Origin of the sequence: Undibacterium sp. Di27W, from assembly GCF_049340345.1 — a bacterium.
GTDB lineage: Bacteria > Pseudomonadota > Gammaproteobacteria > Burkholderiales > Burkholderiaceae_D > Undibacterium.
This window is the reverse complement of record NZ_JBMPOS010000004.1, coordinates 147,703-161,238: the sequence shown is the minus strand read 5'-3', so window position 1 is coordinate 161,238 and position 13,536 is coordinate 147,703. Positions and strand designations below refer to the sequence as shown.

The window sequence follows — 13,536 nt, the reverse complement described above, 5'->3', positions numbered from 1 at the left end:
AATTATTGAGTACTAGCTGCTTCGTCGAGCATGGTGACGCCAGGCAGATCGCAAGCCAGCACGGCCTTGCGTATGGCTTCTATGGCAGCCTGACGGGTAAAACTCTTGCGCCAGGCAATCACGACACGACGGTCTGGTGCGGGTGCAGTAAAAGGCAGGTAACGCAGCATGCCATCCCTGGTATCCAGATCAGGCACTGAAGCCATAGGTAACACCGTGATGCCTATACCAGATGCCACCATATGGCGTATGGTTTCCAGTGAAGAGCCTTCAAAGGTACGGGCAATGCCGTCACCGGCAGTCGAGTAACGCGACATTTCCGGACACACTTCCAGCACCTGGTCGCGGAAGCAATGACCATTGCCGAGCAAGAGCATGGTCTCGGATTTCAATTCCTCAGCCGAGACTTCCTTGCGCTCTGCCCAAGCATGGTCGCGCGGCATGGCGACGACAAAGGGTTCATCGTACAGCGGTTGCACCATCATGCCCTGATCAGGAAGAGGCAAGGCCATGATGGCAGCATCGAGCTCACCCTGGCGCAATAATTCCATGAGTTTGACGGTGAAATTCTCTTGCAGCACCAAAGGCATTTGTGGCACCTGCTGTATCATGGTTTTCACCAGGGTAGGCAGCAGATAAGGGCCTATCGTATAAATAACGCCCAGGCGGAAAGGGCCAGCCAGCGGGTCTTTGTTTTGTTTGGCAATTTCCTTGATGGCGGCGGTTTGTTCCAGCACACGTTCTGCCTGGGCAACAATTTGTGCACCCAGCGGTGTGGTTGATACCTCGGTACCACCACGTTCAAAAATGGTGACGCCCAGTTCATCTTCGAGTTTTTTGATGGCAACAGATAAGGTAGGCTGGGCGACAAAACAAGCTTCTGCCGCATGGCCAAAATGCTTTTGCCGGGCTACGGCAACGATGTATTTTAATTCTGTGAGTGTCATGCCGTTAGTGTGGCACAGACTGAGGGCAGCGTCAGCAAGAGCTTTGTACAGAGCGTAAATTTTTTCCTGAATTTAACAATGACCAGGGGAGTATTTTTGGATAGGCATACTGTATATACGATATCCACCGATTTTGGTGCATACCCTGCCAAGAACTAAATTCCTCATGAGTTGCAGGCTGTTTGCGGGATTATTGATCAGGGAAGCATGGATAAGCGCAGACTCTGTAGGAGCGGCTTTAGCCGCGAACGCCCGATACGGTCAATCGTTCGCGACTAAAGTCGCTCCTACAGAATGAGTGAAGCGCTTACTCATATTTGAGTAGGGATTCGGTATCAGCCCTTAGACTGACTCATGGCCTTGGTCAACTCCAGATGTCCTTGTGCCGCGCCGCTTTCAGGTACCGCTTCACCATCACGCTGGCGCACTTCTGCCAGGCGTGCAGCCAGTTGCTCAGGCGCATCATCACCGCGGCCTACCCAGACACCCTGGGTCAGGGTGATATTCGCAGCTTCAAAACTGCCCGCACCGGCACACAGGATGGCACGGCTAGGCGCCTGCTCAGACGCCAGTACCAGCATCGCGGGCACGACATCAGATGGCTGCAGGGCTTGCAGGAATTCTGCCGGGAACAGACTCTCAGTCATGCGTGTTGCAGCGGTTGGTGCGAGGCTGTTGACACGAATATCATACTTCGCACCTTCCAGCGCCAGCGTTTGCATCAAACCTACCAAGGCCATCTTGGCAGCGCCATAATTTGACTGGCCAAAATTGCCATACAAACCGGAAGAGGAAGTGGTCATGACAATACGGCCATATTTTTGCTCTGTCATGATTGCCCAGACTGCCTTGCAGCAATGCACTGCCCCCATCAGATGCACATCCAGCACCAGCTTGAAGTCGGCGATATCCATCTTGGTAAAACTCTTGTCGCGCAAGATACCGGCATTATTGACGAGGATATCAATTCGCCCCCATTGCGCCATGGTGTCTGCCACCATGGCTTGCACCGCTTCGAAATCAGTGACCGAGGCGCCGTTGGCTATCGCTTCACCACCCGCCGCACGGATTTCTTCGACGACGGCCAGCGCAGCCGCGGACGAACCACCAGAGCCATCACGTGCACCACCCAGATCATTGACCACCACTTTGGCACCACGCGCCGCCAGCGCCAGCGCATGTTCACGCCCCAAACCACCACCTGCACCGGTCACGATGGCGACACGGCCTTTGAAATCTATAGTCATTGCTGATCCTTATATTGTGTGTGCACATAGCCAGTGCGTTTGGCATTTATGCGTTGGTCGTCTTTAGGTTCTGGGGGATTTTACCTTGACATGAGGTGGGGGCGGTAGTTGTGATTTTGGCTATGGGGTGGAGGCGATGATTTGCGAATGGGGGTTTGGACATCCAGTACATTGATGCAGTTTTTTCGAATAGCTTTTGCCGGAGCCATTTCTTTGCATTTTACCCAACCCTTTGATACGTCATTCCCGCGTGGGGTTAGCTGGAATCCAGTGGCGTTCTTTGCATGCTGCAAAGTTTATTCACGCCAGAATCGTAGGACTTTGCGAACTGGATTTTGAAATGCCTGCACACGTATTTTAAGATTGCCGGCCGGTGGTAGACCGGCAGCTACCCACCTTTTTGTCTCGCCAAAAAAGGTGGGCCAAAAAGGCGACCCAGGCGTCGTCGCCCCCTGAAGGGGGTTCCCGTTTCTGCAGTACAAAAAATGGGAAGGCCCGAAACTCGCCTGCGGCTCAGACAGCGGTCCTTCTCTTTCCATTTTCTGTACAGCACAAACGGCGTCGACACATGGGAACTGCAAACGTCAAAATCAACAGCAAAACCAAAACCAAAACCAAAACCAAAACCAAAACCAAGATTGATCAACGATGTTCAACGATATATGCATAGCGGTTGCATTGACGTTGTAGTTGCAGGTGTTTTTGATCTTCATCCGCTTGGGACGATGTAATTTGTACATCACAGAAAATGGATCAGAAAGCTTCGTTGTCTGAGGTGTAGCTGGGGTTTCGAGATGCATGCATCTCGCCAGCGTAACGGCAATCGCTTGCAAGCGATTGTGCGCCCTGTAAGGGTAGCGAGTTTCGAAGCTTTCCCATTTTTTGTGATGCACAAATTATGCTGGAGCGTAGCGTAAGCACCCGCAGGGAGAGTCTGCGGTCGCCTTTCTTTGAATACATTCTTTGGCGAAGCAAAGAAAGTATTTCGGCTGCCGGGCCGAGACCCGGCTTGTATCTACGAAGGATAGACGTTTTTATAAAAACTCAAATATGTTCGTCCTCAAACATGCTCCGCCACAAACCCATTAAACCAGGGGCGCAAGCCGCCTATGGTAAAGCCGCCATCCACCAGCAAACTTTGCCCGGTCACAAAACGCGCATCGTCGGACAATAGCCACAGTACTGCATCGGCAACATCTTCCGGCTGGCCTATACGTTGCAATGGGGTTTGTTTCTCGAACGGCAATGCAGATGTTCTGGATGCCAGTACGCCGCTGGCCATGGGGGTGGCGATGATGCCGGGGCTGACGTTGTTGATGCGAATTTGCAGAGGGCCGACTTCAACGGCGACTGTGCGTGTCAGGGCATCGAGGGCGGCTTTGCCTGCGGCGTAGGCGGACAGGCCGGGCATGGCACCATGTGCGGTCCAGGAGGAGGTGTTGACGATGGCGCCGCCGACACCGGCTGCCTGCATGGCGGCGATTTCATGTTTCAGGCAGGCGAAGACGCCGCGCAGGTTGATCGCCATGACGGCATCGAAATCAGCCAGGCTGGTTTCCTGGAAGGGCTGGAAGCCACCGAGGATGCCAGCGTTATTCCAGGCCATATGCAAGCCACCAAAGGTGGTGACGGTTTTTTCTACCAGCGCCTGGACTTGTTCGGCATCAGAAACATCGGCGGATATAGCCAGGGCGATGCCGCCTGCTGCCTTGATTTCGTCGGCAACCAGATTGATTTCTGCAGGACGGCGGCCAGCGATAACGACGTTGGCTCCTTCACGGCCAAAGCGCAGTGCAGCGGCTTTGCCCATGCCGGTTCCTCCACCTGTGATCAGGACAGTACGATTGGCAAAACGGGATGCAAGTGTGGTGATAGTCATGGTGTAGCTCCAAAAAGTGTGCGGGAATCGCTTTTGTTTGCCAGCGAAGGTTGCAAACAAGGCTCTATTCTTATTTGAAACTAAATTGAGATAAATGAGTCTATGATTGATACATCTATAATCAGGAGTGTTGAATGGATTTGCTGGACAGCATGAAGGTCTATGTTCTCGCCGTGGAAAAAGGCAGCCTGAGCGGGGCGGCCACTGCCTGCGGGATTTCGGCAACCATGGCGGGCAATCATTTGCGCATGCTGGAAAAGCGCCTGGGCATGCAATTGCTGCAAAGGACTACCCGGCGTCAGCACCTGACCGCCTTTGGCGAGGATTATTATGCGCGTTGCAAGGAAATCCTCAGACTGGTGTCTGAAACCGACAAGCAGGCACAAAACCTGCAACTGGCGCCAGCGGGCAAGCTACGTATTACTGCGCCAGTGACTTTCGGCACAGAAGCCTTGATGCCAGCATTGTCGGAGTATCTGGCACGCTATCCTGAAGTCAGCGTTGATGTGGCCTTGTGCGACCGTGTGGTGGACCTGGTGGAAGAGGGGTTTGAAGCAGCCATAAGGATAGGTCAATTGCCAGACTCAGCCTTGATCGCCAAATCACTGAGCCTGTATCGCCTGATGATCTGCGCCTCACCTGATTATCTGGCGCGCAAGGGTGTACCAAGCAATCCTGAAGATTTGACGCAGCATGAATGCCTGTCCTTCAGCCCGGCAGCCATCACCAACTGGCGCTTGCAAGACCAGGATGAGATTTACCGCGTCCCGGTTACCGGCAGGCTGCAAGTCAATCATGGTCAGGCTTTGCGGGTTGCCGCCCTGCATGGTCTGGGCATCATCTTGCAACCGGCGATCTTGCTGGAAGCAGATGTGAAGGCCGGGCTTTTGGTGCAATTATTTCCCGACTATGAATTGCCGAGTCGCGCACTGAGCGTGGTTTATCTGCAGGACAGATACCGCACACCCAAGCTGCGCAGTTTTGTGGATTTCATGGTGGAGAAATTTGGCTGATCTCCATTAAACAAGGTGATGAAATCAGGCTTTGCCAATTTTCTTTTGCATGATGATTGCTCCACCAAATTCCGGGTTCAGCTCATACGGCGCAAAGCCTTCTGCGCGATACAGATTCTGTGCACGGGTATTGCCCTCCAATACTTCCAGCGTCATCTTGCAATAGCCCAGTTGTTCGGACAATGCAGTCAGGTGCTGCATCATTTTATTGCCTATGCCCTGACCACGAAAATCAGGGTGTACGGCAAAGTCATGGATATTCAATAAGGACTTGCAGGCAAAAGTGGAAAAGCCTTCTATGCAAATCGCAAAACCGGCAACCTGATCATTCACATAAGCGAGTATGGCGCGCACGTTATTGCGTTTCTTGAGTTCGCTAATGAGATTGGCTTGCGCATAATCCGACAAGGCTTCGCCGCCGCCCATGGGGTCCAGCGCATACATATTGAGCATGTTGACCAGGTCTTGGGCATGTTGCGGATTATTGACATCAACATCGACGATATTCAGCATAGGTTTTTATACTCGTAAAAATTCTTCTTTATATCCCAGCCAGCGCTCCAGATGAGCAGCAACGGTGACTGGGTCATTTTTTAATAATTCATCGGCCAGATTGCGTGCTTTATCGACCAGCCATTGATCGGTTTCCAGGTTGGCAAAGCGTAACATGGCTTCGCCGGATTGGCGTGCACCGAGGAATTCACCGGGCCCGCGCAATTCCAGATCCTTGCGGGCAATTTCAAAACCATCATTACTCTCGCGCATGGTGGCCAGCCTTTGTTTGGCTGTGCCACCCAGCGGGCCTTGATAGAGTAACAGGCAGACGCTGGCTGCCGCACCACGGCCTACGCGGCCACGTAACTGGTGCAATTGTGACAGACCAAAACGCTCTGCATGTTCGATCACCATCAGGCTGGCATTCGGTACATCGACGCCAACTTCAATCACCGTGGTAGCCACCAGCACCTGGCTGTCATTGCGGATAAAGGCTTCCATCGTCGCCTGTTTTTCTGCCGGTTTCAGGCGGCCATGGACCAGACCCACTTTCAGTTCTGGCAGGGCTTCAGCAAGCATGGTGTGCGTCTCTGTTGCTGTTTGCAGTTGCAGGGTTTCTGATTCTTCTATGAGGGGGCAAACCCAGTAAACTTGTTTGCCTTCCTGCCCCGCAGCCTGCACGCGCGCAATGACTTCATCACGGCGGTTCTGGTCGATAACGCGGGTGACGATAGGTGTGCGGCCTGGCGGCAATTCATCAATGATGGATACTTCAAGATCAGCGTAATAAGTCATCGCCAGTGTGCGTGGAATAGGCGTGGCCGACATCATCAGTTGATGTGGCACCTTGCCTGCCTCAGTCTTGTTGGCCAAATTCAGACGCTGGCTGACGCCAAAGCGGTGTTGTTCATCGACAATGACCAGGCCCAGCTTTTTGAATTGCACACTGTCTTGTATCAGAGCGTGGGTACCTATTACCAGTTGTGCCTCGCCAGAAGTGATGAGTGCATTGGCGGCGTCTTTTTCTTTTTTCTTCAGGCTGCCAGTCAGCCAGGCGGTCTTGACACCCAGCGGTTCCAGCCAGGCAGCGATTTTTCTGAAATGCTGTTCTGCCAAAATTTCTGTCGGTGCCATCAGCGCTGCCTGAAAACCATTGTCGATGGCTTGTGCAGCTGCCAGTGCCGCAACGATGGTTTTGCCGCTGCCTACATCGCCTTGCAACAGCCGTTGCATGGGGAAGGCTTCACGCAGATCGTCGCGTATCTCGGCCAGCACTTTTTCTTGTGCCTTGGTCAGGGAAAATGGCAGGTTCAGCAGGAAAGCATTACTGAGTTCACCGACCAGTGGCAGGGCATTTGCCCCTTTGCTACGACGGGTGATTTGCGCACGCTTCAATGATAATTGCTGAGCCAGCAGCTCATCGAATTTCATGCGCTCCCAGGCAGGGTGCTCGCGTTCTATCAGACTATGCTGGTCTACATCTGGCGGTGGATTATGCAGTATGCGTATGCTGCTTTCAAAATCCTGCAAATGCAGATCGGCCAGTCGGGCAGGGGACAGGGTGTCACGCCAGTTGACGCGTGTCATGGCATTGGCAATTGCCTTGCGCAATAAAGCTTGCGGCACACCTTCGCCAGATGGGTAGACTGGTGTCAGCGCAGTCGGCAAAGGTGCGCCTTCATTGACGATCTTGTAGTGCGGATGCACCATCTCCGCGCCAAAGAAACCATGGCGTAATTCACCACGTGCGCGCACCCGCACGCCAACTGCCATTTGCTTGGTCTGGTTGCCATAAAAATTCAGGAAGCGTAGTACAACCTGACAACTATCGTCGGCAATCGTCACGACCAGCTGGCGGCGCGGGCGGTACTGGATATCGCATTCTGTGACTACACCCTCGACCTGCACACTGCTGCCACCACGGAAAGAGGCATCGCGCATGTTGACGATTTCTGTTTCATCTTCATAGCGCATGGGCAGGTGCAAGACAAAATCCATGTCCTTGCGCAAGCCCAGTTTGGCAAGTTTCTCACTGGCTTTGGCTGCCGGGCTGGCAGTTGCCTTGGCTTTTTTTACAGGTTTTTTGGGACTGGATTCAGGCAATGCATAGCTGCCAGCGATAGCAGCATCAGCTTGTGTATTTTTTAACTCTGCACTTGCACTTTGGTCTTCAGCGGCCATGGGGTGTAAAATGGTGGGTTTTGCTGTTAGCTTACTTTTTTCAGGAAATTCACAAAACCTTGGTTTCAGGCTGTTTGTCTGTGATCTTACCCGGGTTTGCTACGATAGTGTGCATTCTACTGGTATTTTATACAGTGTAAAGTAGCTTTATGTCTGTTTTTCCTGTTTTACCCCCGATTTTTGTAGAATTTTTGCATGTCTTACTCCCTAAGTGATTTTGATTTTGAACTGCCTGAAGCCCTGATCGCGCAAACACCTTTGCCCGACCGTACCGCTTCACGCCTCCTGCATGTCGACGGTGATACGCTGGTCGATAGGCATTTTGCTGACATCCTGGACCAGCTCAATGCTGGCGATTTGCTGGTCTTTAATGATACCCGCGTCTTGAAAGCCCGTTTCTTTGGCGTCAAGGAAAGCGGCGGCAAGATACAGATGCTGGTCGAGCGGGTACTGTCGAATAATGACAAGGAGCGCAGTGTGCTGGCCCAGATGCGCGCTTCCAAGTCGCCACTGCCGGGCAGCAAAATCCGCCTGGCGGACAGTTTTGATGTCGTCGTCGGTGAGCGTGTCGGCGAATTTTTTACCCTGTACTTTCCGTCCGATATCTTCACGTTGCTGGAAACCTATGGCCGCCTGCCTTTGCCGCCGTATATAGAACATGATGCTGATGACTTTGACGAGCAGCGTTACCAGACCGTCTATAACCGCGTGCCCGGTGCAGTAGCCGCGCCAACCGCTGGCCTGCATTTTGACGAGGCATTGTTGCAGCGTTGCCAGGACAAGGGCATCAAACTCGCCTATGTGACCCTGCACGTGGGCGCAGGTACTTTCCAGCCTGTGCGTACCGAAAACCTGGCAGATCATCAGATGCACAGTGAATGGTATACCGTGCCGGATGAGACTGTGGCAGTTGTACAGGCCACCAAAGCCGCAGGCGGTAAAGTGGTTGCTGTCGGCACTACCAGTATGCGCGCACTTGAATCTGCGTCTCAAACTGGTGCCTTGCAGGCAGGCAGTGATGACACCCGTCTGTTCATCACACCAGGCTATGTATTCAAAACCGTGGACAGGCTTATCACCAATTTCCACTTACCAAAATCCACTTTGATGATGCTGGTATCGGCATTTGCCGGGTATGATCGCGTCCGCGCTGCTTATGCTCACGCTATCGCTCAACAATATCGTTTTTTCAGCTATGGCGATGCCATGCTGCTGACCAATTCCTCCGGGGAAGACCATGCTTGAATTTACACTGATCAAAAAAGATAAAACTACTGCTGCACGTCGCGGCCGTGTCAAAGTCAACCATGGTGAAATCGAAACGCCTATCTTCATGCCGGTCGGTACTTATGGCTCGGTCAAGGCGATGTCGCCGCTGGAATTGAAAGAGATAGATGCCCACATCATACTCGGCAATACCTTTCATCTGTGGCTGCGCCCGGGCACTGAAGTGCTGAACAAATTTGGTGGCCTGCATGGTTTCATGGGCTGGGATAAACCTATCCTGACTGACTCGGGCGGCTTCCAGGTATTTTCACTGGGTGCAATGCGCAAGATCACCGAAGAAGGCGTCAAGTTTTCTTCTCCTATCAGTGGTGAGCGCCTGTTCCTGTCGCCAGAGATTTCCATGCAAATCCAGCGTTCACTGAATTCTGACATCGTCATGCAGTTCGATGAATGCACACCTTATGAAATCGATGGCAGGCCAGCGACGACAGAAGAAGCAGGCAAATCCATGCGCATGTCCCTGCGCTGGGCCAAACGTTCCATCGATGAATTCAACCAGGGCGAAAACCCGAATGCCCTGTTCGGCATCGTCCAGGGCGGCATGTTTGAACACCTGCGTGATGAATCCCTGGCTGGCTTGAATGAACTGAATTTCCACGGCATTGCCATCGGTGGCCTGTCTGTAGGCGAGCCCAAGGAAGACATGATGCGCGTACTCGCGCATGTCGGCCCCAAACTGCCAGAGAACAAGCCGCATTACCTCATGGGTGTGGGCACGCCGGAAGATCTCGTAGCAGGTGTTGCCAATGGCATAGACATGTTTGACTGCGTCATGCCTACCCGCAATGCGCGCAATGGCTGGATCTTCACCCGCTTTGGCGATATCAAGATCAAGAATGCCCGTTACAAGGAAGAAAAAGAACCGCTGGACGCGACTTGCGAATGCTATGCCTGCAAAAACTTCTCACGCGCTTACCTGCATCATTTGCACCGCACCGGCGAAATCCTGGGCGCACGTTTAAACACTATCCACAATTTGCATTACTACCTGGATTTGATGAAAAACATCCGTAAAGCACTCGACGATGAGCGCTTCCCTGAGTTTGTCCAGCAGTTCCATGCTGATCGTGCGCGTGGTGTTTGAAGTAGTTGTCTGATTAAATACGGTAAATAATGACGGACTGATCAGTAATACGAATTATATTCAGGCCGCTTGCAGGCAAAATGGCGCTCTCGTCCAAGTGGACAAATGAATACTAGAGGTCTGATATGAATTATCATCCCGTCATTATTGCCGGCGGCGGCATTTCTGGTCTGTATTGCGCCTGGCGATTGGCGCTGGCAGGGCAAAAAGTCGTGGTACTGGAAGCATCCTCTGATCGCTGGGGTGGTCGCATAGAAACTGAAGATCTCGACGGCTTCATCGCTGAATGGGGTCCTATGCGTTTCGAGCCCACGCTGCAACCGCGCTTCGATAAATTGTGCCGTGACCTGGGTGTCAAGCTGACCGAGTTCAGCGGGCCAGAAGGTGAAGAAGTCAATGCACCGACCTATGATTTGCCTGCCGAAGAAATGGGCCTCAATTCCCTGCAATTGCTCAAACGCGGCATCATGCTGATCCTGGGGCAAGACCCACAAGACCAGGCCTGGATAGATGCGCAAACCGAAGCTGATTACCAGCGCATGCGCAAGCATGCTCAACTCAATGGTCAACCCTTGTGGAGCATGGGCTTCTGGAACGCCATGTCTGCTGAAGGTGCGCTCAGCCATCTGGCGCTGACCAAGTTGCGCGACACCGGCACTTTTTATCACATGATCCCGGAAAACCTGAACGCGATAGAGTGGATCATCTGGTGGCTGCGTGCCCTGAAAACCGTAGGTCAGCAACTGGCCAGCGTAGATGGCGGCACCGCAAAACTGACCGAGAGCCTGATGGCCAAATTGCGCGGCCTCAGCAATGTCACCCTGGCCGGTGGTCATATGCTGACTGGCTTCAAGCAAATCGCCATGGGCCAGCCCAGGCTGGAACTGGATGTCCATACCAAGAACGGCAATATCCAGTTGCAGACCGACAGACTGATCCTGGCTCTGCCGAGAATGCCGCTGGTGAAACTGGCATCCTGCCTGCCTGAGCACGTTGCTTCACAGCTTGACGCTGTCAATGGCTTTCCCATGTTGAAACTGTTCTTCGTGACGGATTCACCGTGGTGGGATTATTCGCAACGTCCACAACAATATGCGAGTTGCCTGCCTACCCGCGAGATCCATTATTTCCGCCGCCCACAAGGCCAGGACAAGGATGGTCACGGCATGGTCTTGTTGTACATGGATCGCCCGTCCACTGAGTTCTGGAAGCATTACGTCATGGAAGCCGACAAACATGACCGCGCCGAGATCGACCAGAATGTCAAGATCGTCGATGCCTTCTCCCTGTTCGTTGCGCGCGATGTCAAACGCCTCGTCGATATCAAGCGTTCAGGCCTGAAACTGACTGATCAGGCCCAGCACATGTTTGAAGAAAAATCGCTGGAAGATACCCGCGACTTTATCAAGAATTCCATTGTCACCTATGGCATACGCGACTGGGCCAGGGCGCCGTATGGTGCAGCCAATCATGGCTGGCAACCAGGTGTGCGCTCATGGAAAGTCATGGATGTCTTCAAAGCCTTTGACTTTGGCAGCGGTGCCAAGAATATCCACATTGTTGGTGAAGCCTATTCTGATTATCAGGGCTTTGTCGAGGGTGCTTTGAATACTTCCGAACTGGCATTGGCGACCATACGTGTCAGCTAAAGCTGTCACACAGGCGGCTTAAGGAAAGGGATGGCAAGCGAGAGTTTGCCATCTTTTTTTCGGGCGGAGTCATCTCATGCTGCATGTGCACATACCTAAGTATAGTTTGGTCAATGTAACAATGACAATCCCAAAGAAGCTTGCTACACTCCTTGCTGGCCGTATTGGTCGGTATTGTGTAAATGGCAATTATGTTGCTTAATCTTATTTAAGCGGAGGAAGTTTGTGAATAAAAGTACGAAACTGATCGCGGTGGTAGTGGCTCTGGCGGCGTCATATCCGGCAGCATCCTGGTACACCGGAAAACGTGTAGAAGCCAAGTTGACCGAGTCCAATGATCAGGCCAAGTCTTCTCCCTATGTTAAGGTCGTCAAGCAAGATTACAAGCGTGGCGTGTTCTCTTCTGTGCAGGATACGACACTGGAACTGACACTGGCGAATTTCCCTGGTGCGAAAAAGTCAGATTTGCCTTTGCCTGAGGCTGCTGAGACACCTGAGGCGCCTGCTGATGGTAGTGCACCCGTAGATCCCGCTGCGGCAACTGCAAATGTCGAGGCTAAAGAGCCCAAACCATTGCAAATCCACTTTATCAACTATATCCAGCATGGACCTTTGCCCGGCTTCGCAGGTTTCGGCGCGGCTTCCATCAAGACCGAACTGGTTTTGGATGCAGAAAGCAAGGCAGAACTTGCCAAGGTCTTTGGCAATGCCAGCCCGCTGGAGATTTCTTCCCGCTTGAGTTATGGCGGCGGCGGTCGTGTTACCGTGTCCAGCCCTGCATTTAATACTGTCCTGGAAAAAGACCAGGAAAAAGTCGCCTGGCAGGGTTTGAAGATGGAAGTCGGCTTTGGCAAGGATTATAAGGATGTTAATATCAATTTGAATGCGCCAGGCTTGACGATAGATACTCCGGATGGCAAGGCTTTCAAATTCGCTGGCATTAGTGTCAAGGGTGACGTCAGTGCGGCTTATCCTGCAACCAATTTGTATCTGGGTAAAACAGAATCTACGATTGCCAGTATCAGCTTTGCCGACCCTGCGGAAGCCAAGAAAAGCTTTACGCTGGAGCAATTGAAGCTGACTACCGATGCCAATTTGAAAGATGACCTGTTCGATATGCTTGCCAAGTTTGGTATTGGCAAAGTCGTCATTGATCAACAAACCTACAGCGACTTCCATTACGACTATGGCGTCAGACGCTTGCATGCACCTTCACTGGCGAAAATCTCGACAGCCTATTCAAAAACGGGCGGTGATCCTGAGAAAATGGCGGCCTTGAAAACAGTGTGGGACGAAGTTGCCCCTCTGGTTTTGCAAAAAGAACCAGAATTGTTTCTTGATCGTTTGAGCGTTATGACACCGGATGGTGAAGCCAAGCTGTCAGGAACGGCAAAAGTGGTCGGTGCTACAGCAGCGGACTTTAACAATCCCATGCTGATGCTGTCCAAAATACAAAGTAGCCTGGATGTGACTTTGACAGAAGGACTGGTAGCAAAACTGGGTGGCGCATCACAAAAAGATCCGGATATACAAAAAGCAGCAATGGATGCGATGAACCAGCAAGTATCGGCTTTTGTAGAACGTGGCTATATCAATAAGAATGGCAAACTCCTGAGCTCCAAGATTGAATGGAAGCAAGGTAACCTGACTGTTAACGGCAAGCCATTCAGCCGTTAATGATTTATTGCTTAAATAGCAAATTTCTTTAAGCAATAAAGCAAAGTTAATAAGCACAGGCAATCACCCGCCATTGG

General features: G+C 52.2%; 10 protein-coding genes. 5 read left to right on the top strand and 5 right to left on the bottom strand.

The genetic code is table 11. The annotated features are described in order from the left end of the window. Positions 1–2 precede the first annotated feature (2 nt). From ACO0LF_RS10325 to ACO0LF_RS10315, 3 genes are all read right to left on the bottom strand, one after another. A complete protein-coding gene (locus ACO0LF_RS10325; protein ID WP_423014022.1) occupies positions 3–947 on the bottom strand; it encodes a hydrogen peroxide-inducible genes activator in 945 nt (314 codons plus the stop codon). A 335-nt stretch (positions 948–1,282) separates the two neighbouring features. Continuing rightward, the gene (locus ACO0LF_RS10320; RefSeq protein ID WP_423014021.1) at positions 1,283–2,194 is read right to left on the bottom strand and encodes an SDR family NAD(P)-dependent oxidoreductase; all 912 of its coding nucleotides are present in this window, start codon (positions 2,192–2,194) and stop codon (positions 1,283–1,285) included. A gap of 1,060 nt (positions 2,195–3,254) precedes the next feature. Continuing rightward, on the bottom strand, positions 3,255–4,073 hold the full coding sequence (locus tag ACO0LF_RS10315; protein WP_423014020.1) for an SDR family NAD(P)-dependent oxidoreductase: 819 nt from the start codon (positions 4,071–4,073) through the stop codon (positions 3,255–3,257). A 134-nt stretch (positions 4,074–4,207) separates the two neighbouring features. Here ACO0LF_RS10315 and ACO0LF_RS10310 point away from each other — a divergent pair, with 134 nt between their 5' ends. Beyond that, the gene (locus ACO0LF_RS10310; RefSeq protein WP_423014019.1) at positions 4,208–5,086 is read left to right on the top strand and encodes a LysR family transcriptional regulator; all 879 of its coding nucleotides are present in this window, start codon (positions 4,208–4,210) and stop codon (positions 5,084–5,086) included. Between the two features lie 24 nt (positions 5,087–5,110). Here the strand turns inward: ACO0LF_RS10310 and ACO0LF_RS10305 are convergent, their stop codons facing one another. Then, positions 5,111–5,599, bottom strand: coding sequence for a GNAT family N-acetyltransferase (locus ACO0LF_RS10305; protein ID WP_423014018.1), 489 nt, complete (start codon positions 5,597–5,599; stop codon positions 5,111–5,113). 6 nt (positions 5,600–5,605) lie between these two features. Beyond that, positions 5,606–7,762: an ATP-dependent DNA helicase RecG gene (gene recG / locus ACO0LF_RS10300; protein ID WP_423014017.1), complete on the bottom strand. Its 2,157-nt coding sequence runs from the start codon at positions 7,760–7,762 to the stop codon at positions 5,606–5,608. A 195-nt stretch (positions 7,763–7,957) separates the two neighbouring features. Here recG and queA point away from each other — a divergent pair, with 195 nt between their 5' ends. The 4 genes from queA to ACO0LF_RS10280 all read left to right on the top strand — a co-directional run bounded on the left by queA (position 7,958) and on the right by ACO0LF_RS10280 (position 13,459). Next, positions 7,958–9,007 (top strand): tRNA preQ1(34) S-adenosylmethionine ribosyltransferase-isomerase QueA, encoded by a 1,050-nt coding sequence (queA, locus tag ACO0LF_RS10295; protein WP_423014016.1) that lies wholly within the window; start codon positions 7,958–7,960, stop codon positions 9,005–9,007. After that, positions 9,000–10,133 (top strand): tRNA guanosine(34) transglycosylase Tgt, encoded by a 1,134-nt coding sequence (gene tgt / locus ACO0LF_RS10290; protein WP_162039972.1) that lies wholly within the window; start codon positions 9,000–9,002, stop codon positions 10,131–10,133. The genes queA and tgt overlap by 8 nt, the downstream gene beginning before the upstream one ends. 125 nt (positions 10,134–10,258) lie before the next feature. Continuing rightward, entirely contained in the window at positions 10,259–11,782 is a 1,524-nt protein-coding gene (locus tag ACO0LF_RS10285) for a flavin monoamine oxidase family protein (protein WP_423014015.1), read from the top strand. Positions 11,783–12,007: 225 nt separating this feature from the next. Then, positions 12,008–13,459 carry a YdgA family protein gene (locus ACO0LF_RS10280; protein ID WP_423014014.1) on the top strand — a complete coding sequence of 484 codons (1,452 nt, stop codon included), beginning with the start codon at positions 12,008–12,010 and terminating at the stop codon, positions 13,457–13,459. Positions 13,460–13,536: the final 77 nt, after the last annotated feature.

What these genes read in the sequence shown, in the direction of transcription:
- ACO0LF_RS10325 (WP_423014022.1), bottom strand. Translation starts at nt 947, where the DNA reads ATGACACTCACAGAATTAAAATACATCGTTGCCGTAGCCCGGCAAAAG.
- ACO0LF_RS10310 (WP_423014019.1), top strand. Translation starts at nt 4,208, where the DNA reads ATGGATTTGCTGGACAGCATGAAGGTCTATGTTCTCGCCGTGGAAAAA.
- ACO0LF_RS10315 (WP_423014020.1), bottom strand. Translation starts at nt 4,073, where the DNA reads ATGACTATCACCACACTTGCATCCCGTTTTGCCAATCGTACTGTCCTG.
- ACO0LF_RS10320 (WP_423014021.1), bottom strand. Translation starts at nt 2,194, where the DNA reads ATGACTATAGATTTCAAAGGCCGTGTCGCCATCGTGACCGGTGCAGGT.
- queA (WP_423014016.1), top strand. Translation starts at nt 7,958, where the DNA reads ATGTCTTACTCCCTAAGTGATTTTGATTTTGAACTGCCTGAAGCCCTG.
- recG (WP_423014017.1), bottom strand. Translation starts at nt 7,762, where the DNA reads ATGGCCGCTGAAGACCAAAGTGCAAGTGCAGAGTTAAAAAATACACAA.
- tgt (WP_162039972.1), top strand. Translation starts at nt 9,000, where the DNA reads ATGCTTGAATTTACACTGATCAAAAAAGATAAAACTACTGCTGCACGT.
- ACO0LF_RS10305 (WP_423014018.1), bottom strand. Translation starts at nt 5,599, where the DNA reads ATGCTGAATATCGTCGATGTTGATGTCAATAATCCGCAACATGCCCAA.
- ACO0LF_RS10285 (WP_423014015.1), top strand. Translation starts at nt 10,259, where the DNA reads ATGAATTATCATCCCGTCATTATTGCCGGCGGCGGCATTTCTGGTCTG.